The organism is Mucilaginibacter sp. GW822-FHT03E02 (assembly GCF_058801545.1).
In genome coordinates, this window is the sequence record NZ_JBXANJ010000002.1 from 315046 (window position 1) to 339610 (window position 24565).

General features: G+C 42.5%; 22 protein-coding genes. 15 read left to right on the plus strand and 7 right to left on the minus strand.

The genetic code is table 11. The features are described from left to right. Position 1: 1 nt before the first annotated feature. A complete protein-coding gene (locus AC1RM2_RS28195) occupies positions 2 to 4030 on the plus strand; it encodes a non-ribosomal peptide synthetase (protein WP_492988495.1) in 4029 nt (1342 codons plus the stop codon). 6 nt (positions 4031 to 4036) lie between these two features. After that, on the plus strand, positions 4037 to 4777 hold the full coding sequence (locus AC1RM2_RS28200; RefSeq protein ID WP_492988496.1) for a 4'-phosphopantetheinyl transferase family protein: 741 nt from the start codon (positions 4037 to 4039) through the stop codon (positions 4775 to 4777). Between the two features lie 31 nt (positions 4778 to 4808). Here the strand turns inward: AC1RM2_RS28200 and AC1RM2_RS28205 are convergent, their stop codons facing one another. Then, positions 4809 to 5534 carry a glycosyltransferase family 2 protein gene (locus AC1RM2_RS28205; protein WP_492988497.1) on the minus strand — a complete coding sequence of 242 codons (726 nt, stop codon included), beginning with the start codon at positions 5532 to 5534 and terminating at the stop codon, positions 4809 to 4811. Between the two features lie 81 nt (positions 5535 to 5615). Between AC1RM2_RS28205 and pbpC the strand changes: the two genes are divergently transcribed. The 10 genes from pbpC to AC1RM2_RS28255 all read left to right on the plus strand — a co-directional run bounded on the left by pbpC (position 5616) and on the right by AC1RM2_RS28255 (position 17355). Then, complete coding sequence (gene pbpC, locus AC1RM2_RS28210) at positions 5616 to 8006, plus strand: penicillin-binding protein 1C (protein WP_492988498.1); 2391 nt, start codon at positions 5616 to 5618, stop codon at positions 8004 to 8006. Positions 8007 to 8195: 189 nt separating this feature from the next. Further along, positions 8196 to 8909: a 3'-5' exonuclease gene (locus AC1RM2_RS28215; protein ID WP_492988499.1), complete on the plus strand. Its 714-nt coding sequence runs from the start codon at positions 8196 to 8198 to the stop codon at positions 8907 to 8909. Further along, complete coding sequence (locus AC1RM2_RS28220; protein WP_492988500.1) at positions 8909 to 10621, plus strand: ABC transporter ATP-binding protein; 1713 nt, start codon at positions 8909 to 8911, stop codon at positions 10619 to 10621. The genes AC1RM2_RS28215 and AC1RM2_RS28220 overlap by 1 nt, the downstream gene beginning before the upstream one ends. A gap of 123 nt (positions 10622 to 10744) precedes the next feature. Further along, positions 10745 to 10984: a hypothetical protein gene (locus AC1RM2_RS28225; protein WP_492988501.1), complete on the plus strand. Its 240-nt coding sequence runs from the start codon at positions 10745 to 10747 to the stop codon at positions 10982 to 10984. Beyond that, complete coding sequence (locus AC1RM2_RS28230) at positions 10966 to 11346, plus strand: type II toxin-antitoxin system VapC family toxin (protein ID WP_492988502.1); 381 nt, start codon at positions 10966 to 10968, stop codon at positions 11344 to 11346. Before AC1RM2_RS28225 ends, AC1RM2_RS28230 begins: the two co-directional genes overlap by 19 nt. A 72-nt stretch (positions 11347 to 11418) precedes the next feature. Then, entirely contained in the window at positions 11419 to 13557 is a 2139-nt protein-coding gene (gene rnr / locus AC1RM2_RS28235) for a ribonuclease R (RefSeq protein WP_492988503.1), read from the plus strand. Between the two features lie 88 nt (positions 13558 to 13645). Continuing rightward, positions 13646 to 14620, plus strand: coding sequence for a polyprenyl synthetase family protein (locus AC1RM2_RS28240; RefSeq protein WP_492988504.1), 975 nt, complete (start codon positions 13646 to 13648; stop codon positions 14618 to 14620). A 107-nt stretch (positions 14621 to 14727) separates the two neighbouring features. Further along, positions 14728 to 15132, plus strand: coding sequence for a hypothetical protein (locus AC1RM2_RS28245; RefSeq protein ID WP_439697482.1), 405 nt, complete (start codon positions 14728 to 14730; stop codon positions 15130 to 15132). A 184-nt stretch (positions 15133 to 15316) separates the two neighbouring features. Beyond that, entirely contained in the window at positions 15317 to 16909 is a 1593-nt protein-coding gene (locus tag AC1RM2_RS28250) for a M1 family metallopeptidase (RefSeq protein WP_492988505.1), read from the plus strand. A gap of 35 nt (positions 16910 to 16944) precedes the next feature. Then, positions 16945 to 17355, plus strand: coding sequence for an energy transducer TonB (locus AC1RM2_RS28255; protein ID WP_492988506.1), 411 nt, complete (start codon positions 16945 to 16947; stop codon positions 17353 to 17355). Positions 17356 to 17410: 55 nt separating this feature from the next. Here the strand turns inward: AC1RM2_RS28255 and rpmA are convergent, their stop codons facing one another. From rpmA to AC1RM2_RS28275, 4 genes are all read right to left on the minus strand, one after another. After that, positions 17411 to 17800 carry a 50S ribosomal protein L27 gene (gene rpmA, locus AC1RM2_RS28260; protein ID WP_090650785.1) on the minus strand — a complete coding sequence of 130 codons (390 nt, stop codon included), beginning with the start codon at positions 17798 to 17800 and terminating at the stop codon, positions 17411 to 17413. A gap of 50 nt (positions 17801 to 17850) precedes the next feature. Next, complete coding sequence (rplU, locus tag AC1RM2_RS28265) at positions 17851 to 18159, minus strand: 50S ribosomal protein L21 (protein ID WP_090650782.1); 309 nt, start codon at positions 18157 to 18159, stop codon at positions 17851 to 17853. 75 nt (positions 18160 to 18234) lie between these two features. After that, positions 18235 to 18732, minus strand: a complete 498-nt coding sequence (locus AC1RM2_RS28270) for a hypothetical protein (RefSeq protein ID WP_492988507.1) — start codon at positions 18730 to 18732, stop codon at positions 18235 to 18237. A 178-nt stretch (positions 18733 to 18910) separates the two neighbouring features. Continuing rightward, the gene (locus AC1RM2_RS28275; RefSeq protein ID WP_492988508.1) at positions 18911 to 20314 is read right to left on the minus strand and encodes a dicarboxylate/amino acid:cation symporter; all 1404 of its coding nucleotides are present in this window, start codon (positions 20312 to 20314) and stop codon (positions 18911 to 18913) included. A 330-nt stretch (positions 20315 to 20644) separates the two neighbouring features. Here AC1RM2_RS28275 and AC1RM2_RS28280 point away from each other — a divergent pair, with 330 nt between their 5' ends. The 3 genes from AC1RM2_RS28280 to AC1RM2_RS28290 are packed head-to-tail and all read left to right on the plus strand — an operon-like array spanning position 20645 to position 22292. Further along, on the plus strand, positions 20645 to 21172 hold the full coding sequence (locus tag AC1RM2_RS28280; protein ID WP_492988509.1) for a hypothetical protein: 528 nt from the start codon (positions 20645 to 20647) through the stop codon (positions 21170 to 21172). 45 nt (positions 21173 to 21217) lie between these two features. Continuing rightward, positions 21218 to 21715 carry an RNA polymerase sigma factor gene (locus tag AC1RM2_RS28285; RefSeq protein WP_090650380.1) on the plus strand — a complete coding sequence of 166 codons (498 nt, stop codon included), beginning with the start codon at positions 21218 to 21220 and terminating at the stop codon, positions 21713 to 21715. Then, positions 21702 to 22292, plus strand: a complete 591-nt coding sequence (locus AC1RM2_RS28290) for a hypothetical protein (protein ID WP_492988510.1) — start codon at positions 21702 to 21704, stop codon at positions 22290 to 22292. The genes AC1RM2_RS28285 and AC1RM2_RS28290 overlap by 14 nt, the downstream gene beginning before the upstream one ends. A gap of 523 nt (positions 22293 to 22815) precedes the next feature. On the opposite strand, the gene AC1RM2_RS28295 is transcribed toward AC1RM2_RS28290, so the two are convergent. After that, positions 22816 to 23514: a LytR/AlgR family response regulator transcription factor gene (locus AC1RM2_RS28295; protein ID WP_492988511.1), complete on the minus strand. Its 699-nt coding sequence runs from the start codon at positions 23512 to 23514 to the stop codon at positions 22816 to 22818. Further along, entirely contained in the window at positions 23511 to 24542 is a 1032-nt protein-coding gene (locus tag AC1RM2_RS28300; RefSeq protein ID WP_492988512.1) for a sensor histidine kinase, read from the minus strand. Before AC1RM2_RS28300 ends, AC1RM2_RS28295 begins: the two co-directional genes overlap by 4 nt. Positions 24543 to 24565: the final 23 nt, after the last annotated feature.

Below are 24565 nucleotides of genomic sequence, written 5' to 3' on the forward strand. Positions count from 1 at the left end.
ATTGGATACTTCTTTTTCATACGATACAATCCCCGTAGAATTTGATCCCTTTGCAGGGCCGGAATTACAATCGGTTGCCCCTGTGACAGAATCACAACTGGAGATCTGGACATCGTGCCTTATCGGCGGCGATGCTGCTAATTGCGCCTATAATGAATCGTTTTCGCTTACTTTAACCGGCTCATTAAATCACGATGCTATACTTGGCGCGTTACAGGATGTTGCCAACCGGCACCAGGCCTTACGGTCATCTTTTAGCGCCGATGGGAAATATATCTGTATTTATGAAAGCTCTCCGTTAAATATTGATTACCACGACCTGAGCGGCCAGTCATCCTCCGGACAGCAGCGTTTTATCAGCAATTTGAACAAACAATTTGCCATAACACCCTTTAATTTGGTTACCGGCCCGCTTTTTAAGGCAAGCCTTATCAAATTAGCCCCGGATGAGCACCTGTTAACGCTTATTGCCCATCATATTATTTGTGATGGCTGGTCGGTAGGTATTTTGATGCAGGATTTAAGTAAATTTTATTCGGCCTATGCCAGGGGCGAACAAATTCAACTGCCTCCTGCCCTGCTTTTTTCTGATTATGCTACCGAACAACTGGCATTTGAACAAACCCCCGAGTTTCACGAAACTGAACAATACTGGCTTAATCAGTTTAAAGGAAGCAACCATTACTTAAACCTGCCAACCGATTTGCCGCGCCCGGCCATACGTACCTATAAAAGCCATCGGGACGATTTTAATCTGGATATGTTACTGGCGCTGCAACTAAAAAAACTGGGCAAAGCAAACGGCACCAGTTTTGTAACTACACTGCTGGCAGCGTTCGAGGTATTTTTACAACAAATAACCGGCCAGGACGAGATCATACTGGGTTTACCTGCCGCTGGCCAATCTGCAACGGGCAATTTCAGGCTGGTAGGGCATTGTGTAAACCTGCTTGCTTTGCGAAGCCAGCCCAATGGCGAACAATCATTCAAAAGTTATTTAAAAGCCAGGAACACAGCCATACTGGATGCGTACGATCATCAATTGTATACCTTCGGCAGCCTGCTTAAAAAGTTAAATATCCAGCGTGATGCATCCCGCATACCATTGGTGCCTGTAATGTTCAACATTGATATGGGCATGGATGATGATGTGGCGTTTTACGGACTAAAGCACTACCTCCGCAGTAATCCCCGCGAGTACGAAAGCTTCGAGATATTTGTAAATATCTCTGGCCGCGATGAATCGCTGGTGTTGGAGTGGTCATATAACACCCAATTGTTTCAATCGGCAACCATCCATAATATGATGGATGAATTTGAATTTTTGCTTAGGCAACTGGTTGCAAGCCCCGATATTTTGATTGGTAACCTTACCCGTAAAGAAACTGCTGCACTCATCGGCCAGTTAAATAGCTGGAACAAAACTGATGCACCGTACGACAAAAACAAGCCATTACACCAGGTAATTGCGGCACAAGCCGCCATATTTAATAATAGTATTGCCGTAAAATTTGGCCAGGCCCAATTAAGCTACCAGGAATTAAACCAAAATGCCAATCGTTTTGCTGCGTTACTGATTACCCGGGGCGTTAAAAAAGGTGATAAAGTTGCCTTTGCTGTTGACCGTTCTGCCGAAATGGTGGCAGTAATGTTGGGCATAATGAAAACGGGGGCTACCTATATGCCGCTTGACCCGCAATTCCCCTTAGGGCGCATTAATTACATGCTGGCTGATTCTGCTGCTGTTGTGCTGATCATCTCTGCACAATATAAGGGCCATTATCAATCCAATGCTCAGGAACTGGTTTTGGAAACCGAATGGGAAACTCTTGACCAATACCCAACTACTGATCCCGGCGTTGAAGTAGACGGTGACGACCTGGCTTACATCCTGTATACATCCGGCTCAACCGGAAACCCTAAGGGCGTGCAGATAACACATGGCAGCCTGGTAAACTTTTTATATAGCATGCAAAAAGAGCCGGGCTTAACGGCTGCCGATAAATTACTGGCCGTAACTACGGTGAGCTTCGACATATCAGGCCTGGAATTGTTTTTGCCGCTTATTACCGGTGCGCAGGTAATTATTGCCGATAGCAACGAGGCGAAAGACGGGCGGATATTGCTTGATATGATAAAGGCCGAAGGGATAACCATAATGCAGGCCACTCCTTACACCTGGCGCATTATGGCGGAAGCCGGATGGAATAATACCACATCGATAAAGGCATTGTGCGGTGGCGAAGCCCTGCCCAAAGAATTAGCCGACAGGATACTAAAGGCGGCGGCCGGTTTATGGAACGTTTACGGCCCTACGGAAACCACCATATGGTCGACCATTAAGCAAATAAAAGCTGGCGATGAGTTAATTACCGTTGGCAGGCCCATTGATAATACGTCGGTTTATATTTTAGATAAATTCCTGAATCCCTTGCCGTCCGGTACTGCCGGCGAGATTTATATTGGCGGCGATGGCGTAGCCAAAGGTTACCTGAACCAGCCGGAGCTCACCATTGAAAAGTTTGTGGACGATCCATTCTCCCGCAACCCTAACAACAAAATGTACCGTACAGGCGACATGGGCAGATTTACGACTGATGGGGAAATTGAGTGCCTTGGCCGTATAGATTCTCAAATCAAGATACGTGGGTACCGTATTGAGGCCGGCGAAATAGAGCATCAGTTGATAGCTCAATACAACATTAAAGAAGCCGTAGTGCTAGCCCGGCCAGATAAAAATGGTATTGATAAACTGGCAGCCTACATTGTGGTGAAAGATGGCTACAAGGATGAAAGCGATACTACTCAAATAAAAGGATGGCGCACCGAGCTCAGAGGCTTGTTGCCCGAATACATGGTTCCTGACGATTTCATCATTGTGCAGGCCATGCCGCTTACGCCTAACGGCAAAATAGATAAAAAGGCCCTGGCCAATGAGCACACCAAACTGGCCGAAAGCATCAACCTGTTTATTTCGCCACGTACTGATGTGGAAAAATTAGTGGCCGACATCTGGTCGGAATTTTTGGAGATCAGGAACATTGGCATTTACGATAATTTTTTTGAGCTGGGCGGCCACTCGCTGATAGCCGTACAGGTAATGACCAGGATCGAAAAACTGACCGGTAAACGCCTGCCACTTGCCGCCTTGCTTGAAAACTCAACAGTCGAGAAACTGGCCTTGATGCTGGAAATGGATGGCAAATCTATCGTTTGGGATTCGCTGGTGCCTATAAAGCCAACCGGTACCAAAATGCCAATTTACATTGTACATGGCGCCGGCTTAAATGTGTTGTTGTTTAACGCACTTGCCATAAATATGGATGCCGACCAACCGGTTTACGGCCTACAGGCAAAGGGCCTTAATGGCGTTGACGAGCCACTTGACAATATAATTGATATAGCAGCACATTATAATGCCGCTATTATGGCTCAAAACCCAACCGGGCCCTACGCGCTTGCAGGGTATTCATTTGGTGGTATCATCGCCTTTGAAATGGCCAGACAGCTGGAGGCAATGGGCAAGCAGGTAAAAATGCTGGCTATGTTTGATACTTATGCATACAGATCGCCATTTTATGATGCGCTCCCAACCCAGTATATGAAACGGGGCAAATTTTTTATGCGAAAGCTGGCCTATAATTTGTCATTTAAAGATGGTGTGGTGCAAACGCTTGCACACAATGCTACAGGTCTTAAACGCCGGCTCACCAAAACGGTATGGAAAATTACTAAAGATGAGGAACAGGAAGGCTTTTTTGGGTACTCCAACAAAATAGACGAAATGAACCTCCTTGCCGAAAGGAAATATCAGCTCAAGCCTTATAATATCAAGATCGAGCTTTTCCGTGCCGAAAAACATACGTTTTACATGGATGATTTTGAATATCTTGGATGGCAACAATATGCGCTGAAGGGGGTAAGTGTACATAAAATACCCGGTGAGCATAATACTATTTTTAAAGCGCCCAACGACAAGGTATTTGCCAATATCCTGCAAAATTGCCTGGATGAGGCTGCTAAAAAATAAATTACAATGGCACAGGTAGAGGTGAACATTCAATTGTCAGGTACCATTAACTGGCAACCAGAAACTGAATGCAATTTTCAATCGGAAGATACCGTAGATGTTTGGCGAATTTATATTCCTTCATATAAACACCAAGCTGCACACTTTCTAAATCTCCTGCAGCCCGATGAAATTGTACGGGCAAACCGTTATGTACAGGAAAAAGATCGGATTCGGTTTATTATCAGCAGGGCCGCATTGAGGGTGATAGTGAGCAGGTACATCAATCAACCGGCAAGTGATATCGTCTTCGGCAGCGGCCCAAACAAAAAGCCATTTATTGAGGGAGCGGATTTGCGATATAATGTATCCCACTCGGCAAATTGGGTGTTGATAGCAATAGCAAAAACCGATGTTGGCGTGGATACGGAAATCATAGATGCCTCGTTTAAATTCCAATCGATACTGGAAGATTATTTCAATCCCGCCGAAATTAATTTCATAAATGGCAACCCGGAAAATTTCTTTTTGTTGTGGACAAGAAAGGAAGCCCTTACCAAAGCCACCGCCCAGGGCTTAGACGAAAACCTCAAACACATCCCAAGCCTCGACGGCACGCACATCACCAACACCAATATTTTAAAAACCGACAAAAACTGGCTGGTAAAAAGCTTCAAAACCGATGCTGAAAACAGGGGAAGTATCGTGTGTGAAAAAACTGTTCAAAAGTTGCATTTTTTTGAAATAAACTTGTCAAAAAATGTATGATTTGTGTGGTTTTTTGTTGCTTTTGTTTGAACTATTTACCTTTGAACAACCCGTATTTTAATATGCAGTAGATAGCCCTTACGCCATCCTTCCACCCTATTTTCTTGCCTTCTTCATAAGTACGCCCGTAGTAAGAAATACCTACTTCGTAGATCCTGATTTTGGGTACCCTTGATATTTTGATGGTAACCTCGGGCTCAAACCCAAAGCGTTTTTCGGTTAGGGGGATAGCCTGTATCAATTTGGTATCAAACAGTTTATAGCAGGTTTCCATATCCGTTAGGTTAAGGTTACTAAACATATTTGATGCAAAGGTTAACCACCTGTTACCTATAGTATGCCAAAAAAACAATATGCGGTGCGGGTTACTTCCCATAAACCTGGAGCCGTAAACAACATCGGCAAATCCGTTTACCACGGGCTTCAGCAAATCGTTATATTCGGCCGGATCGTATTCTAAATCAGCATCTTGTATTATCAGATATTCGCCCGTTGCTTTCGAGATGCCGGTATGCAAGGCTGCCCCTTTACCTTTATTTATCTCGTGCTTAAAGTACTGGATGTTTACATCCGGGTTGGATTGCTGGTATGAACTGATTGCAAGTTCGGTATGGTCTGTTGAACAGTCATTTACAATAATAATCTCTTTTTGAATTTCATTAGTTAGCTTAATCGCTTTAATTTTATCCAAAATTAAATGTATGGTATTGCCTTCGTTATAAGCCGGGATAATAATTGAAAGTTTTTGAATGCTCATTATGTTGTTTGTCAAAAAATCCGCTTGCGGATATGGTAGCGATATAAAGCTTAGTTATATCTTTATTGAAAATATTATTTAATGCAAGCTGTATTAAAACGGATAAAAACTTACTTAAAAAGACCAAAAGTAATATTTCTGCTTGTATTCCTGTTCGTTTTAACCGCGTTGTTTTGGTTTTGTTTGCCAAAGCCACTATTTAAAAGCCCAACATCATACGTAATCGACGATAATCAGGGCCAATTGTTGGGCGCATCCATCGCCAAAGACGGCCAATGGCGCTTTCCCTATAATGATAGTGTGCCCGAAAAATTCAAGCAATGTATCATGGCCTTTGAGGATAAACGCTTTGAGCATCACCCCGGATTTGATGGCCTGGCTTTTGGGCGTGCTATTAAACAAAACCTCAGCTCAAAAAAAATAGCCAGTGGCGGCAGTACGCTTACTATGCAGGTAATAAGGCTCGCCACCAAACACAAACGCAACATCTGGAATAAGTTACTGGAGATTTTTATGGCGCTGCGGCTGGAACTTACCTACAGCAAAAAGGAAATATTAGCCCTTTACACCAGCAACGCGCCATTTGGCACCAACGTTATTGGCCTGGATGCCGCCTCCTGGCGCTATTTTGGCCGTAGCCCGGATAAACTTTCCTGGGGCGAAATGGCCACAATGGCGGTATTGCCCAATGCGCCGTCATTAGTGCATCCCGGCAGGAACAGGCAAACATTGCTTAATAAACGGAACAGGCTGCTCAGCCGATTATATAAGCAAGGCGTCATCGACAGTATAACAGCCGAACTGGCAAAATTGGAACCCGTACCGGAAAGGCCCATGCCGCTGCCGTCCCTTGCTCCGCATTTACTACAGCGCTTTAAAAACGATTACGATGCCAAGCCAATAGGCGATACCCGTATTCGTACAAGTATTCGTTCTGGCTTGCAGCAGCAGGTTAACGATATATTGGAGCAACATCACCAGGTTTTAAAGGCAAACGATATTAACAATATAGCTGCAATTGTGCTGGATGTTGAAACGGGCGAAACATTGGCTTATGCCGGTAATATTACCCACCATGAAGACCCGCAAATGGAAAGCGATGTAGATGTGATTGATGCCCCGCGCAGCCCCGGAAGCACACTAAAACCACTGTTGTATGCTTCGGCAATGCATAACGGGCTGATATTGCCTAACAGCTTACTACCGGATGTGCCTACACTGATAGCCGGTTACCACCCGGAGAACTTCGATATGGGGTATGACGGTGCTGTACCTGCCTCGAAAGCCCTGGCCAGATCGCTTAACGTACCTGCAGTAAAACTACTGCAGCAGTACAAATTCGAGAAATTTTATGATTTCTTGCATAAAATTGGGATCACCACCCTAACCAAACCGGCAAACCATTATGGATTATCGTTGATACTCGGTGGGGGCGAAAATACGCTTTGGGAACTTACAGGCGCTTATGCAGATATGGCCAGGGTGCTTAATCATTACGATAAATACAACGGCAGTTACGACCCTGAGGATTTTCACAGTCCTTTTTATAGCAAACAGGATATTAAGAAACCCGATCTGGAAAAATCGGGCCTGCTTGACGCCGCTTCGATCTATGCCACTTTCCAGGCCATGGAAGAAGTGATGAGGCCGGGCGAAGAGATGCTATGGCAGCAATTCAGCTCGAGCCAGCGCGTGGCCTGGAAAACAGGAACAAGCTTTGGCTTCCGGGATGGCTGGGCCATTGGTGTAACACCAAGATATGTGGTGGGTGTTTGGGTTGGTAATACCGATGGCGAAGGGCGGCCCGGTTTAACCGGTATTAACGCAGCTGCCCCTGCCCTGTTCGAGATTTTCAGGTTATTGCCTGCATCAAAAGATTGGTTTGCAATGCCAACCGGCGAAATGGTAAAAATCGACGTGTGCAGGCAAAGCGGCTACCGTGCCGGCCAGTATTGCCAGGATATTGACCAGGTACTGGTACCTAAAACCGGATTAAGAGCACCTGTTTGTCCTTATCACCAGCTTATTCATCTATCTGCCAATGGGCAATACCAGGTAAATGGTAATTGCGAACCACCAGATCAAATGATTAATAAAAAATGGTTTGTGCTGCCGCCATCTATGGAGTATTATTATAAATCCCGAAATTATCAGTACCATGTGCTTCCGCCATTTAGGGCAGATTGCAGCCAGACCGAGAATGGAAATACCATGGAAGTGATTTATCCCAAAGATGGCGCAAAAATATACATCCCCCTTGAGGCTGATGGCACACGCGGACGGATGATTTGTAACGCAGCACACCGCTTGCCGGGCATGAAAATTTTCTGGCACCTGGATGATCAATATGTGGGTACTACCAAAGATTTCCACCAGATGGCTTTAAACCCGCCACCTGGCAAGCATATCCTTACCCTGGTTGATGGTAATGGGAATACCGTTAATATTGGATTCGAAATATTGAGTAAGTGATTGGTGAGTGGTGAAAATTATTTATGGGAAATAATTTTGAATGTACTGTTTTGAAAAATAAAAAGCGGTATTTCTGGCGAGTGGAGTTTACTACGGTTAATAAAATTACAAACGTATAACCTAAAACGTACCACGTAAAACCTATCAAACTAAAACATTCATTATATTGCTCCATAAAATTAATCCATCATGCTTGAGCAGTATGACCTGCATAATTTATTGGTAATTGATATTGAAACGGTACCCCAATATGGTACACATGATGAAGTGCCCGAGCATTTCAAAAAGCTCTGGGACTTAAAAACACAATATCAGCGTAAAGATGAAACGCCCGAAGAATATTACCAACGCGCCGGTATCTGGGCCGAATTTGGTAAGATAGTATGTATATCTGTAGGGGTTTTCACTAAGGGAAAAGAAAATATTGGTTTGAGGATAAAGTCATTTGCAGGGCATGATGAAAAAGAGATCCTTGTTAATTTTTCGGCCATGTTATTTAGCCAGCCGGCTAACCTAGTGCTGGTAGCGCATAACGGTAAAGAGTTTGATTACCCATATATATGCCGGCGTTTATTGATCAACGGGCTTCCATTCCCGCCCCAGCTACAATTGGCTGGGAAAAAGCCATGGGAAATTATCCATTTGGATACCATGGAGTTGTGGAAATTTGGCGATTATAAAAATTACACATCGTTAAACCTGCTTACTGCTGTTTTTAACATCCCCACCTCAAAAGATGATATTGACGGCAGCATGGTTGGCCATGTTTACTGGAACGAAAACCAGCTTGAGCGGATTTGCACTTATTGCCAAAAAGATGTGGTAGCCACCGCGCAGCTGATACGCCGCTACCGGGGCGAGGAGTTGATTGGAGATAAACAAATAACCATAGTTGGCCAATAATGCTGAAAGTAAAAAACCTGGAGGTTAGTTTTAAAACCGGCGACGGATTATTCAAAGCTGTAAAAGGCATCTCATTTAATTTAAAAAAGGGAGAAACTATAGGGATAGTTGGCGAATCCGGTTCGGGTAAATCGGTTACATCGCTTGCTTTAATGCGGCTTTTGGATGCGGATAAAACTGTTATCGATGGTGAAGTACTTTTAAATGACGTAAGTTTGTGCAAATTATCAGAAGCCGATATGCGCCACATCAGGGGCAACCGCATGGCCATGATTTTTCAGGAGCCAATGACGTCGCTCAATCCTGTGCTTACCTGCGGCTTCCAGTTAACCGAGGCTATCCGGCTGCATTTGGGTTTAAGCAAGGCCGAGGCCAAACAGAAAACAATCGAGCTTTTTAAGGAAGTGCAACTCCCCCGCCCTGAAGCAATTTTTGATAGCTATCCGCACCAAATTTCAGGAGGGCAAAAACAAAGGGTAATGATAGCTATGGCCCTATCCTGCAATCCAGAGATATTAATAGCAGACGAGCCAACTACCGCACTTGACGTAACAGTGCAGAAAACTATTATTGAGCTGCTGCTCTGCCTTAAAAAAGCTCGCCAAATGAGCCTGATCTTCATTTCGCATGACCTGGGCGTTATTAAGGAAATTGCCGACCGGGTAATGGTGATGTATAAAGGCGAAATTGTTGAGGAGGCCAATACGCCCAACTTATTCGATCATCCCAGTCACCCATACACTAAAGGCTTATTAGCGTGCAGGCCATCGCCAAATCAACATTTAAAGAAACTGCCGATAGTTGCCGATTTTTTTGATGCAGATAATATCCAAAATAAATCGTCGGTCACTATCGAAAACATCAGGACATTATATAATTATCCCGAAAATGAAATACAAGCAAGAAGAACGGAATTATATAAGCAACAACCCTTATTAAAAATCGACCAGCTTTCTACCTGGTTCCCGGTTAGTACCGGTTTATTAGGCATGTCAAAAAAAGTGGTTAAGGCGGTTAATAACGTAAGCTTTGAAGTATACCCAGGTGAAACACTTGGCCTGGTGGGCGAGTCGGGATGCGGAAAAACAACGCTGGGCCGCACCATTCTGCGACTGATTGAACCCACGGCAGGCCATATCAGCTTTGAAAACACCGATTTGAGGAGTTTAAAAAAGAACGACTTGCGTGAAGTGCGCCGCAATATCCAGATCATTTTCCAGGATCCGTACTCATCTTTAAACCCTAAATTAACCGTCGGCCAATCCATTATGGAGCCTTTGCAGGTACACCAGTTTTATGCCAATAATACCAAACGCAAAAAAAATGTGTTGGAGTTACTGGAACGGGTAAACCTGTTACCCGAACATTTTAACCGTTACCCACATGAGTTTTCGGGCGGGCAAAGGCAACGCATCGTGATAGCCAGGGCGCTGGCCCTGCAACCTAAGTTTATCATCTGCGACGAATCAGTGTCAGCGCTTGATGTATCTGTACAGGCGCAGGTGCTTAACCTGATCCGCGAATTGCAGCAGGAGTTTAAACTCACCTATATCTTCATCTCACATGACCTTGCCGTTATTAAACATATATCCGACCGGATGATGGTGATGAATAAAGGCGAGATCATTGAAACAGGTTACCCGGACGATATTTATTATAGGCCAAAGGAGGAGTACACCAGGAATTTGATAGCTTCAATTCCGCAGGGCTAAATTATTTCAATCGATAAATCGATTGTATGGACAAATTGTCTAAATTTGTGACACATCGTAAATATTTCATACAATTAGTGGCATTTTATTTACGAAATGTAAATATCCTGATAAGTAACTCATATGATACGCACAATAATAACTCCTGAAAACCAAGACCCATCAATCCATATACCGGAAAGCTACGTTGGTCGTAAGATAGAGGTGCTGTTATATGCTATTGATGAGTTGAACATAGAAGAAATTCCCAAAAAGAAAAAGCCGTCTGATTTTAGAGGAAAATTAAACTTGACAGATGAGCAATATAAAGACTTTAAAAATCATTTAAAAGAAGTCCGCAACGAATGGAACAACGATATTTAGCGGACACAAATACAATAATTGATTATCTTGAAAACAAACTACCGCAGAAATCAATTAATTTAATTGACAATATCGAAATCAAATTGTCAGTAATATCCAGAATAGAGCTATTGGTTTGGCGAAATGCAACTGACGCCCAAATAAGCTTTTTGAATAGTTTCATAAGCGCCTCGACAGTTTTTGATTTGTCAGAAAATATCATACTAAAATCAATAGAGGTTAGGAAAATGTATCGTTTGAAACTTCCTGATGCAATTATTGCGGCTACTGCAATAACCAATAATTTGACACTGCTTACCAGAAACTTAAGCGATTTTAACAGGGTGACACATCTATCTTGTACAGACCCTTACCAGATATAAGTCGCCTATTTACATCTTTTCGTCTTCTCCCCCAAACACCAAAAATCTGTATCTTAGCGCAAATACTTTTGTATGTCTAAAAAAAAGAAAAATAATTCTTCTATCGTTCAGGTACTTACCCAAATGGTACTTGATGTATTTGAACAAAACGGCAATACGCCACTTAATTATAAACAGGTTTCTGCAAAATTAAACGTCCGCGATCCCGAATCGCGCGAAATTATATTTGATATTCTAAAAGACGAGGCTTTTAAATCTGTACTGAAAGAGATTTCGCCCGGAAAATTCCAACTTCTTGAGCTAAAAACATTTATGGAAGGCCGGGTCGATCTCACGAATGATGGTTCGGCATTTATAGTTACCGACGATGAATTGGAAAGCGACATTTTTGTTGCCCCGCGCAAACTTCGCAATGCTTTACATGGCGACCGTGTTAAAGTTTACGTATATGCCATTAGTAAAGGCAAACGTAAAGAAGGCGAGATCATCGAGATACTGCAGCGCGCCAAAATGGAGTTTACAGGAATTGTAAAACTATCCGAGCGTTTTGCATTTTTTATCCCCGATGACCGCAAAATGATGCACGATATCTTTATCCCGATGAGCGAGCTCAATGGGGCTAAAAACGGGATAAAAGCAGTTGCCGAAATTACCGACTGGCCGGCTGAGGCCAAAAACCCTATTGGCAGAATAAAACACATTTTAGGTGCACAGGGCGAGAATGATACCGAAATGAACGCCATCCTTGCCGAATATGGTTTTCCCCTATCCTTCCCCGCTGAAGTTGAACATGAATCGGAAGAAATATCAGATGTGATCACCAAAGAGGAAATTGCCCGTCGGAGAGATTTCAGGGACATTACCACATTTACGATCGATCCCTTTGATGCCAAGGATTTTGACGATGCGTTGTCGTTTAAAATACTCGAGAATGGCAATTACGAAGTTGGTGTGCATATTGCCGACGTATCGCATTATATTTTCCCGGATTCTGCCCTGGATAAAGAAGCCTTTGATCGTGCAACTTCTGTTTACCTGGTGGATAGGGTTATCCCGATGTTACCGGAACGCCTTTCAAACGGTTTGTGTTCGTTGCGTCCTAAAGAAGAAAAGCTATGTTTTTCGGCAGTTTTTGAACTGGACGAGAATGCATTTATCCAAACCGAGTGGTACGGAAAAACCATTATTTACTCTGACAGGCGCTTTACTTATGAGGAAGTTCAGGAAGTAATTGAAAGCAAAGAAGGTGATTTTAAAGACGAGATCCTTAAGCTAAATGCCTTAGCTTATAAACTGCGCGACCGTAAGTTTAAAAACGGCGCCATCAGCTTTGAAACTACCGAGGTTAAATTTAAGCTTGATGAAACCGGCAAGCCCATCGGTGTTTACGTAAAAGAGCGTAAAGATGCCCATAAACTGATTGAGGATTTTATGCTGTTGGCTAACCGTAAGGTTGCCGAGCATGTGAGTAAAATGGGCAAAGGAAAACACAAATACACATTTGTTTACCGGGCGCATGATTCACCTAAACCAGATGCTTTGGCCAACTTTGCGCAATTTGCGGCCAGGTTTGGTTATAAGATCAACACCAAATCAGATAAGGAAACGGCTAAATCGTTAAACTTCCTGATGGAGGATGTGGAAGGTAAAAAAGAACAAAATGTACTTACCCAACTGGCCATCAGATCGATGGCTAAAGCTATATACACCACAAAAACCAGCAGCCACTACGGCCTGGCATTTGACCATTATACGCACTTCACCTCTCCTATCCGCCGGTACCCGGATGTAATGGTACACCGTCTGCTGTTTCATTATTTAAACGGAGGGCAATCGGTAAATGCAGAACATTACGAAAAGCTATGTTCCCATAGCTCGCAAATGGAAAAGAAGGCAGCCGATGCCGAACGCTCATCTGTTAAATACAAACAGGCAGAATACCTGCGCGACCAGGTTGGCAACACTTTTACAGGTATTATCTCGGGAGTTACAGAGTGGGGTATGTATGTCGAAATTATCGAAAATAAATGTGAGGGCATGATTCGCCTGCGCGATATATCCGATGATTTTTATACTTTGGACGAGAAAAACTATTGCATCATTGGCCAGCGTAAAAAGAAAATTTACCAGTTGGGTGATGAAGTGAAAATCAGGGTTAAAAATGTTGATTTGACCAAGAAGCAAATTGATTTTTCGTTAGTACAGGATTGATATTTTAGGTGAGTGGTTGATTAGTTGAATTTTTAACTCAATCAACCTAATCCAACGCAATCAACTCAATCAGCCGTTAACTACAAACATGAAACAACTTACAGAACTACACGCCATGGTGAGCAAGGCTGTAGACGAACTTACTTTTCCGGCATATCCTACCGATCTTTACGAACCTATAAGCTATATACTTTCGCTTGGCGGTAAACGCCTGCGCCCTGCCCTGCTGCTAATGGCCTGCGACCTGTTTGGCGGCGATGTGGAAAAAGCGATAGAGCCCGCCCTGGCCATCGAAGTGTTCCACAACTTTACGCTGATGCACGATGACATCATGGACAAGGCTCCCTTGCGCCGTGGTAAAATTACAGTGCACGAAAAATGGAACGCCAATGTTGCCATACTATCCGGTGATGCCATGATGGTAGAAGCCAACAAATTCATGATGAAGGTTGACGATGCCATTTTGCGCCGGGTAATGGATGTTTTTAACGAAACTGCCACAGGTGTATGCGAAGGCCAGCAAATAGACATGAGCTTTGAGCAACGCAACAATGTACAGATAGATGAATACCTGGATATGATTCGGCTTAAAACCGCTGTATTATTGGGTGGTACATTAAAAATAGGCGCCATTATTGGCGGTGCCGGATTAAGCGACGCGCAATTGTTGTATAGCTTTGGGGTAAACCTGGGCATAGCTTTCCAGTTACAGGACGATATACTGGATGTTTACGGCGATCCGGAAAAATTTGGCAAACAGGTTGGCGGTGATATCCTATCCAATAAAAAAACATATCTGCTTATAAAAGCAGTTGAACTGGCTAAAGGCAGCCAGGCAACCGCACTTCAACATTGGCTAAATCTTGAAGAATTTACTGCTGCCGACAAAGTTGCAGCCGTAACGGCTATTTATGACAGCTTGAATATCAGGAGTTATGCCGACGATGCGATGCAAGCTTATGCAGAGATGGCATTTAACGCCCTGGATCAGATCAATCTGTCGGAAGATCGCCGCCAGTATTTAAGGCAGTTTGCCGATAATTTGCTGGTGAGGGAGTATTGATTATATTTAGGGAATGAAGAAGGTGAATATGACGGTTGCATCCTAACATAAAGTACAATTTTGCCAAAATTATTTATTTAAGTGGCTTAGGCAAAAGAAGACAAACTATGAAAAAAATCGATCTTGTATCTGACTTTCAGAAAATATCGATCGTACAGATCCGAGAGGCTTACTTCAGGGAGCGTACAGAATCTGGAGAGTTAGTATTTGAAGTTGTGCTTTGGTCAGGATATTTCGGAATGATCTTAGATCTCTATCCCGACTATCAAGAATTACCGCGCGAAAGTATCATATACAAATATCGCTGGTCTGCTGACTATGAGTTTGACACTTGGGGTGATGAATTTAACGGGGAGGTGCAGGTGGATCGACTTGAAGAATTCTACGATCATATGAAATCTCTCGTTATTACAGAAGAATTAAATGCGCAAAAAGAATATAATGCTATTCTTGAAATATGTGAATCGGCGATAAAGAATAAGAACAAACTATTCTTTATTGCCGATTATTAATGTTGCCGAAACCCAATTTTTTACAATATTTGTATATACCCTGTTGGCGTATCTTGAATAGTGAACTCTTATGGTTGACTTGAACGTTACAAAAAATTGTAAAAATGGAGGCAATATCAAACTTGTTTCGAGGCCATGGACATAGAGCTACAATTTATTTCACATTAAGTGAATACGCCAAATAATGAAGAAAACATTACTCACAACATTGGCACTGCTCGCCGTAGTAGTATCCAGCGCCCAAACCCTCACTTCCGGCGGCAAGCTTAAACCAGAGCAAGCCATTATGGATGTGCGCCATTACACCATCGCCTTGAATGTTGATCCGGTTCAAAAAACTATTGATGGTTATACCACCATTGATGTGATTATGGCTCAACCTACCAAGGTATTACTTTTTGATCTGTTGGATTCCCTAAAGATCAGTAATGTTTTGGTAAACGGTAAAAAAGAGCAATTTATATATCAAAACAACCTGATTACTATAAGTACAGCGAAAGAATTACCTGCCGGTAAAACCACCGTTAAAGTGATATATGGCGGCAAGCCCCATGTTGCCCGTCGCCCGCCCTGGGATGATGGATTTACGTGGACAAAAGATTCTACCGGGCACGCCTGGGTTGCCATCACAGCTGAGGGTACCGGGGGGAAACTTTATTTTCCTTGTAAGGATCATCCGTCCGATGAACCGAATGAGGGTGTTGATATAATGATAACCGTGCCTAAAGACCTTGTAGTTGCCGGCCCGGGCTTGCTGCAAAAGGTAACCAAAAGCGGCGATAAAGCTACTTATCATTGGAAAACCAACTATAGCATCAACAACTACAGTATCTTATTTAACGTCGGCGATTATACGGTGGTAAGCAGGCCATATAAAACCGTTAATGGCACTACTGTACCCATCCAGTTTTATGTGCTGAAGGAGGATGCCGCCAAGGCCAACCGCCACCTGGATATTTTTGAGCAAACCATCAGCATACAGGAAAAATACTTCGGCGAGTATCCATGGGCCAAAGAGAAAATAGGCATAGCCGAAACGCCGCACCTGGGTATGGAGCATCAAACCATGAATGCCTATGGCAACAAATTCAGGTACAGTAAACTCGGCGGAAAGGATTTTGACTGGCTGATGCATCACGAATTTGGCCACGAATGGTGGGGCAACAAAGTAACAGCCAAAGACTGGGCCGATTACTGGATCCACGAAGGTATTTGCACCTTTGGAGATGCCATGCCCATACGGGAATTGGAAGGCGAACAAGCCTATATTAAACACTTCCAGCAAGCTGCGCTTTCATTTGGCAACAAAATCCCTTTGGTAATAGGAAAAGATATCGACGAAGAGGCTGCTTATAATGGTGATATTTATGGCAAGGGCGCTTTCTTTATGCATACGCTGAGATACATCATGGGCGACACTATCTTCTTCCCAACTATAAAAAGCTTTGTTACAAGTCCCAAATACACCTATAGCAACCTGGTTACTACTGCAGATGTACAGGAATATTTTAGCAAAGCAGCCGGTATTGATTTGAAACCCTTATTTGATCTCTATATTTATTCTGTTAATAAACTCGAAGTTCATGTAACTGCAAAACGCGGCGATAAGTACCTCATCCAGCTTCAAAATATTGACATGCCCCTACCTATCGACATTAGTGCGAATGGCCTTACCAAGCGATACACCCTCGACAAAAAGGGACTGACAATCACCAGCAAAACAATGCCTGTTATTGATCCGGATACTTATTATTTGAAGAAACTGATTATTGAATAGCTACCATCCGACATTATTGCTAAGTTCATTTGCCCATGAAAAAAACCTTAACCTTGTTAATAGTATTTATCGCAGCGTGTACCTATCGGGCCAAAGCCCAAAATACAGATCAGGCAGATTCCGTTTACAGCATGGCAGATGTAATACCTGAATTTCCCGGAGGCGAGCGTCAGTTTTCGTCCTTCCTTGTCAAAAATATCCGATACCCGGCAAGTTGCCTCAAAAGAGGGATTAAGGGAACGGTGTTCGTAAAGATAATAATTGAAAAAGATGGGGCGGTAAAATATGCCTATTGCGTCCGTTCGGTGGATGCGGATATCGACAATGAGGCTATCCGTGTTTTAAAACTCTCGCCAAGATGGAAGCCGGCAACAGTGGGCGGTAAACCTGTAAGAGTGTATTATACAGTACCAATCTCCTTTACTCCTGCCGCTATAAGGCAATAAAAAAATCCCCGATCAAACTGACCGGGGATTTCTTATATCTATAAAGCTTTGCTAATTACTCAGCTGCTGCTTCTTCAGTATCAGCTTTTTTTGCTTTTGGAGCTGCTGCTTTCTTTGCTTTTGGAGCTTCTTCTGCAACAGGTGCTGCTTCAACTACCGCTGGCGCTGCTGCTACTTCGGCAACTGCTTCTGTAGCCGGAACAACTGAAACGTATGAACGGTTATCAGCTTTTTTGCGGAAAACTACAATACCTTCGGCTAATGCGAATAAAGTATGATCTCTGCCGATACCTACGTTAACGCCTGGGTTGTGTTTAGTACCACGCTGACGAACGATGATGTTACCTGCAATTGCTGGCTGACCACCGAAAATTTTGATACCTAAACGTTTGCTATGCGACTCGCGGCCGTTTCTGGAACTACCGGCCCCTTTTTTGTGTGCCATTGTTTATATCTTTTATGAGCTGATAAATCGGCTCGGTTTAAAACTTTAAATTATAATGTGATACCAGTGATCTCGATCTTGGTAAATTGCTGACGGTGACCGTTTTTCTTTTTGTAACCTTTTCTACGTTTCTTTTTGAAAACGATTACTTTATCACCTTTTAAATGAGACAAGATCTTAGCCGATACTTTAGCGCCTTTCAAATCAGAACCTAATTTGAATGAACCTTCGTTTTCTGCTAACAATACACTGTCAAATTCAATACTAGCGCCCTCGTCACCTTGTAACCTGTGTACAAAGATCTGCTGGTCTTTTGCAACCTTAAATTGCTGTCCTGCTATACTTACTATTGCGTACATGTTTGTTAATTATTGTTTTAAAATTCGAGGTGCAAATATAGGGATTGGTTATTTAATAAACAACCCTGCCGCCTTTTATTTTTTCAGCCTTCTTTCTGCCGTTGTTAAACTTTGATCAATTTCTTTGATCAGCTGTTTATTAGCATCTATCAATTTAGGATCGCCTGGAAAGTTCGAATCAAAAACAACCCGTTTGGTTTTGGTTTTATATTTAAACTCGATGATATAACGCACAGGTTTTTCTTTAACAGTATCTCCCCTCTCATTCGATGGAAAATCCCAGAAACCCAGGCCGGCCGCTTTATGGTGCAGGTATAACAAGTCGTTATCGGTAAGCCTGATGTGTGTTTTTACCAACGAATCGCGTTTATTCAAATATTGATAATCGCCTGTTTTAGAATTGAACTGATTTACCAGGCTATCCTTCAGGCCATACTGAATAGATATGGACTGAAAATCGGCATACCGGTAAGGTGCGTTTTTAATCATCATACCGTAATAGTAGATACAGTATAGCAGGAAAGGAATAACGATAGTGGAGATGAGAAATATTTTTTTAGTAGTACTGGACATTTAGTTAGTGAATTGTATTTATGTATAATTTGTAATTTGTTTCTAAGTTGCTAATGCGAGATATAAAGTGATAGCGCTTTTCCTTCTTGTCATCTTGAGGAACGAAGCATCTGTCAGCTGTCTATAATCCATAGAAAATAGTTTGCGAACAGATGCTTCGTTCCTCAGCATGACAGTCTTAGGTGATAGTACTTTGTTCAATTAGTTTGCCATCCAACTCGCCTTCCCACTTGCTTACAACTGCGGTAGCCATGGCATTGCCCAAAACATTCGTTGCCGACCTACCCATATCTAACAACGGATCTATCCCTATCAACAGGAACAATCCTGCCTCGGGGATATTAAACATTGATAGCGTTCCTGCAATAACTACCAAAGATGCCCTTGGCACGCCCGCTACACCTTTGCTTGTGAGCATCAGCACCAACAGCATCGACAACTGGTGCCCAAACGATAAATGAATATCATATGATTGCGCCAAAAACAATGATGCAAAGGTCATATACATCATGCTACCATCCAAATTAAATGAATACCCCAATGGTAATACAAAACTCACAATTTTGTTGCTGCAGCCAAAACGCTCCAGTTCTAACAATACTTTTGGGTAAGCAGCCTCGCTGGTCGAAGTGCTGAAAGCGATAAGCATAGCATCTTTTATACTATTAATCAGCCTGAACACAGGTTTACGCAAAACAATAAAACCTGCTGATATAATAATGAGCCAAAGCAACACTAACGAAAAGTAGAATTCTCCTATAAATATGCCGTAGGTTGATAAAACACCTAAGCCCTGCTTGGCAATTACCGCTGTTATCGCGCCAAATACGGCAACAGGGGCCAGTTTCATCACATAGCCGGTTATCTTTAATATCACATGTGCAATAGCATCCATGGCTTTAATGACAATTTTACCTTGCTCACCAACCGCCGCTGTGGCTATGCCAAAAAATAGCGAAAACACCACAATCTGCAGTATCTCGTTATCGGCCATCGATTTAATAAAGCTTGAGGGGAACACATGCCCGATAAATTCGGTTAGCGACAGTGCCGATTTCTTGATGCCGGTACTTAAATGGCTGTCTGGCAACGGCAGGTGCATGGTTTTGCCTGGTTCAAATAAGTTAACCAGCAGCATTCCTAATAATAACGACACTAAAGTGGCACTGACGAACCAAAGCATCGTTTTACCGCCTATCCTGCCTACTGCTTTAATATCGCCTACTTTTGCCACGCCAACCACCAGCGTTGTAAATACCAGCGGCGCCACAATCATCTTTATCAAATTCAGGAAAATCTTGCTTAAAATATTAAAGCCTTCCAGTTTATCTTCCCTTAAGGTGCTATTATCCTGTTGTAATTTGGCTTCGGCCTTGCGTTGTAGCTTTAATGTTTGAAAACCAGCGGTAGTGGTGTCTGTCGATGCCAGCAAGTTTTTGTCGATGGCTTTAATGTGCGCATCAGCTGTACTTATATTAGCATTAATTTTATTGATTACGTTGGTGTTGTATATATAACCAACTATTACACCGGCGATAAGCGCTATAAAAATATACAGCGTAAGCTTGCTTTTTTTTTGCATGGATTTTGATCAGTTGACAAAAGTAGTGAAATAGAATCAAGAGTTAAGAATCGGGGCGGAAAGAATCAAGAGTCAAGACAGGAAAAATTAAGCAGCAAACAGATGGCTACCCTTTTGACTCTTTGTCGTCCACAAACTGCTCTCTTATTAATTTGTATTGTTATTGAGAGGTTGTACCGGTCTCGATTTTGACTCTTTTAAAACATTTATTGAAGACTTGCGCTTGTCTTGGCTCTTGATTCTTGACTCTCTTAAAACATTTTGTATATATTGGCAACCAGAATTGATCATGTCTTGATTCTTGGCTCTCAATTCTTGATTCTATTAAAAATGACGGTTACTACCTACGGACTACAGCATATCAAAAAAGAAATACAGCATTTGCCGCATGAGCAGTTGTCTGAGTTATTGCTTCGGCTGGCGCGTTATAAAAAAGAAAACAAAGAGTTGCTGGCCTATTTGCTGTTCGAAGCTTACGATGAAGCCGCCTTTATAGAAAAAGTTAAAGCCGAAGCAGGGTTCATGTTTAGCCAGTTGCCGGCGCTGAGCTATAACGCAGCTAAAGGCATGCGCAAAATATTACGTTTATTGAGCAAATACACTAAGTTTACCGGCTCAAAAATGGCCGAGATTGAGTTTTTGCTAAATTTTTGTAGTAATTACCTGGAGTATGCCGACAGACGGACCTCATACAAACCAATTCGCCTGATATTAACCCGGCAAGTTGAAAAGGTAAAAACGTTAATAAATAAACTACATGAGGACCTGCAATATGATTTTGCCGATAGCTACAATGCATTGATAACAGATGCCGAAAAAAAATTGAACTGGTTTAAAAAGAGTGATTACCTGTTGTAACATATGTACACTAAGATAATCTAACCTATATAAATTCTATTAACAGTGGCCAACAAAGAAGCAGCATTCAAGGAAATTTATGCAGCTAATTCTAAAAAAATTTTCCATTTGTGCTATGGTTATACCGGCGATGATGACGCCGCGAACGACCTGCTACAGGAAACTTTTTTAAAAGTATGGCAAAACCTGGATAAATTCCGCAACCAGGCCATGATCTCTACCTGGATCTATCGTATTGCCGTAAACACCTGCCTAACCTACCTGCGATCGGAGAAGCGACAGGCAAAAGACGAACTTACCGAACAAATAGCCGAAACAAAACGAGAGGAATTTTCTGAAAAGAATGAACAGGTTGCTTTACTGTATAAATGCATATCAAAACTGGAAGAATCGGAAAGAATTATTATAACACTGGTGCTTGATGAAGTGCCGTACCCCGAAATAGCAGATGTTTCGGGCATATCAGAAGGGAATTTGAGGGTGAAAATTTATCGTATTAAACAGAAGTTAACAGAATTATATAACCAATATGAAAGACTTTGATCATTTGATGTCGGTTTGGCAGGGACAGCCAAAGCAAGATCAGCTTTCAGTGGATGACGTGCTGAAGCAGGTAAAGAAGGGGATTCGCGGCATAACCAACAAGTTGTATTGGACAATTGTGGCCATGGTGGCCGTTACAGTATTTGCCGCCATCGTTACATTTTTCCTGGCGTTCAAGTCGGGGGTTACAACGGCGGGTATTTTAATAGTATTGCTTACCATGCTGATGTATTTGGCGCTTACCGTAAGGCACTATCACATTTTAAGCAAGCGCGACGCAACTATTAATCCGGCCGACTACCTGGACAGCCTGAAGGAATATCAGAAAACAAGATCTAAAATCACAGGCTGGTTTTATTACATTTATATATTGCTGATAAGCGCCGGGCTTGCACTATATTTCATCGAAGTTTTGGAGAAATCTTCGCTGGCATTTAAAATAGGCACTTATAGCTCTATCGTTATCTGGTTTTTGTTTACCACCTTTTACTTAAAGCCAAGGATGTTTAAAAACGAGGAAGAAAAACTAAACCTGATGATTGACCGCCTGGTACGTTTGAAAGAACAGTTTGATTAATGACGTCCCTTAAAGATTGTTATGCTGAGTTGTTAAAATTTGGCAAAATTCTGAAGGGGAATGACGTCGAAAAAAGGGTTGTCATGCTGAGCCTGTCGAAGCATGGTGGGCAAAGGCCTCTCCGCGCGACCCTTCGACAGGCTACCCATGACATATACAATTTCCTGTCATCCTGAGGTACGAAGGATCTATCAGCTCTGCATGATCGATAGCAAAGTTCGCGAATAGATCCTTCGTACCTACCCATGCCATATCCAATTTTCCTGTCATCCTGAGGTACGAAGGATCTATCAGCTGTGTTTTACCGATAGAAAAGTTCGCGAATAGATCCTTCGTACCTCAGGATGACAGTCTTTTATTTTTGAATGTCATTTCACCTTCAGAATTTCGCGAAATTTTATCACTCAGGCTGACAGGCCTCCCGCCTCGAAAATACACGTTATGGGTAGGCACGAAGGATCTATTCGCGAACTTTGCTATTGGTCATGTACGGCTGGTTTATGAGCGACGGCAAAAGGCAGGCTTACTTTCCCCTGTTAATTAACAGCTGCATCACCTGCTCCCGTAATTGCCTGCTGATGGGTACCTGGTGCGGGCCTACATCCAGCATATTGCCATCAATTGAAGATACCTTATCATACGCCACAAAGTACGATTTATGCGTTTGTAAAAACTTACGCCGCGGCAATCTTTCGCCAAAGGCTTTTAGCGTACTATGGGTAATAATTTTTTTATTGACGGTTTGTATTGTCACATAGTTTTCCATACCCTGCACAAACAGCACTTCGTCAAAAACAACCTTTTCCAGCTTACCTTCGCTTTTTACAAACAGGTAGTCAAGCTCGCCACTGCTGCTTTTTTGATCAAAATAGTCCTTCGCTTTAAAGGCAGCCTTCATAAATCGCTCAAACGAGATGGGTTTTAATAGATAATCCAGCACATCAAGGTCAAAACCATCTGTGGCATATTCCTTGAACGCTGTTGTAAATATCACTTTTGGCGGATTTTGCAACGACTTTATAAATTCAACCCCAGTTAAATGCGGCATCTGGATGTCTAAAAAAAGCAGATCGACAGGCTGTTGCTTCAGCACTTCGCTCAGTTCCATCGCGTCCTCACATTGCGCTTTTAAATCAAAAAAACTGGTCTTTTCCACATAACCCTGCAAGCCCTTGCGCGCAAAAGGTTCATCATCGGTTATTATACAGGTTATCAAGCTCATACATTAAATTCTATTGCCAACGCTGCCGAAAAACGATTTCCTTCACGGCCAACAGTTAACCTATGTTTATCCGGATACAACAACTGTAACCGGCGTCGTAAATTCTCTAACCCAATACCTGTGTAGTTTTCTTTAGGCTGTATTTGCACCGGCATATCATTCACTGCGGTAAAAATAAATTTCCCATCATTAATAATCGCGCTGATGCTAATTTCAAAATTGCCGCCCGCGTATTTAAAAGCATTTTCAACTAATGGCAGCAGCAGTAGCGGGTAAATTGGCTGGTCTGTTAACTTTTTATCAAAACAAATATTAAGCTTCAATTTACTGCTGGCTCTTATTTGCTGAAAGCGGATGTAGTTTTGCAGGTATTCCAATTCGTGGCTAATAGGCACCTGTTGCTGCTGATCGTAAAGTTGATACCTTAACAAACTGGAAAGCAATTCTGTACTTTGCTTGGCCGCCGGCACATCCTCATCCATCTGAAAATAAATGGTGTTTAAAGCATTAAACAAAAAGTGCGGATGATATTGGGCTTTCAAAAACTTAAGTTCGGTTTCTAACTGATCGGTAGTCAACTTTTCCAATTGTACCTTGTTGGCAATGTAGGCCTTTAACCATGTGCTGCTACGGGCTATACCATAATAAATAATGGCATATAAGGTTGGTATCATGGTGAGGTCTGCCAGATCACCCCAGGATAGGCCATCGTCGGTCAGTGCAGCCATTGGAGTAAATATCAGGTTCACCAAAACCAGGTTAGCAAACACCAGTATAATTAATTCTCTTACTACTCCCCGATAATTAAATTGCAGTGGCCAGCGCCTGTCATAAAACCGAAAGAGCCACTCAAATAAATATATGCCTGCATAGCCCACCAATACACTGCAGCTCATTTCAAGGACATTTAAACCCCAGTCTCTTTTCCAAAACATTTCATCATGTTCAGTGTCATGCAGCAGCCTTACGGTAAAATATACCAGCAGGCCATACAACGCGGGGGAAATATATTTTCTAAAAAACCTCATGGGAAAAGAGTCAAGAGTTAAGA

Coding starts and splice junctions, on each gene's coding strand:
- AC1RM2_RS28200 (WP_492988496.1), top strand. CDS start 4,037: ATGGCACAGGTAGAGGTGAACATTCAATTGTCAGGTACCATTAACTGG.
- AC1RM2_RS28205 (WP_492988497.1), bottom strand. CDS start 5,534: ATGAGCATTCAAAAACTTTCAATTATTATCCCGGCTTATAACGAAGGC.
- pbpC (WP_492988498.1), top strand. CDS start 5,616: ATGCAAGCTGTATTAAAACGGATAAAAACTTACTTAAAAAGACCAAAA.
- AC1RM2_RS28215 (WP_492988499.1), top strand. CDS start 8,196: ATGCTTGAGCAGTATGACCTGCATAATTTATTGGTAATTGATATTGAA.
- AC1RM2_RS28220 (WP_492988500.1), top strand. CDS start 8,909: ATGCTGAAAGTAAAAAACCTGGAGGTTAGTTTTAAAACCGGCGACGGA.
- AC1RM2_RS28225 (WP_492988501.1), top strand. CDS start 10,745: ATGATACGCACAATAATAACTCCTGAAAACCAAGACCCATCAATCCAT.
- AC1RM2_RS28230 (WP_492988502.1), top strand. CDS start 10,966: ATGGAACAACGATATTTAGCGGACACAAATACAATAATTGATTATCTT.
- rnr (WP_492988503.1), top strand. CDS start 11,419: ATGTCTAAAAAAAAGAAAAATAATTCTTCTATCGTTCAGGTACTTACC.
- AC1RM2_RS28240 (WP_492988504.1), top strand. CDS start 13,646: ATGAAACAACTTACAGAACTACACGCCATGGTGAGCAAGGCTGTAGAC.
- AC1RM2_RS28245 (WP_439697482.1), top strand. CDS start 14,728: ATGAAAAAAATCGATCTTGTATCTGACTTTCAGAAAATATCGATCGTA.
- AC1RM2_RS28250 (WP_492988505.1), top strand. CDS start 15,317: ATGAAGAAAACATTACTCACAACATTGGCACTGCTCGCCGTAGTAGTA.
- AC1RM2_RS28255 (WP_492988506.1), top strand. CDS start 16,945: ATGAAAAAAACCTTAACCTTGTTAATAGTATTTATCGCAGCGTGTACC.
- rpmA (WP_090650785.1), bottom strand. CDS start 17,800: ATGGCACACAAAAAAGGGGCCGGTAGTTCCAGAAACGGCCGCGAGTCG.
- rplU (WP_090650782.1), bottom strand. CDS start 18,159: ATGTACGCAATAGTAAGTATAGCAGGACAGCAATTTAAGGTTGCAAAA.
- AC1RM2_RS28270 (WP_492988507.1), bottom strand. CDS start 18,732: ATGTCCAGTACTACTAAAAAAATATTTCTCATCTCCACTATCGTTATT.
- AC1RM2_RS28275 (WP_492988508.1), bottom strand. CDS start 20,314: ATGCAAAAAAAAAGCAAGCTTACGCTGTATATTTTTATAGCGCTTATC.
- AC1RM2_RS28280 (WP_492988509.1), top strand. CDS start 20,645: ATGACGGTTACTACCTACGGACTACAGCATATCAAAAAAGAAATACAG.
- AC1RM2_RS28290 (WP_492988510.1), top strand. CDS start 21,702: ATGAAAGACTTTGATCATTTGATGTCGGTTTGGCAGGGACAGCCAAAG.
- AC1RM2_RS28295 (WP_492988511.1), bottom strand. CDS start 23,514: ATGAGCTTGATAACCTGTATAATAACCGATGATGAACCTTTTGCGCGC.
- AC1RM2_RS28300 (WP_492988512.1), bottom strand. CDS start 24,542: ATGAGGTTTTTTAGAAAATATATTTCCCCCGCGTTGTATGGCCTGCTG.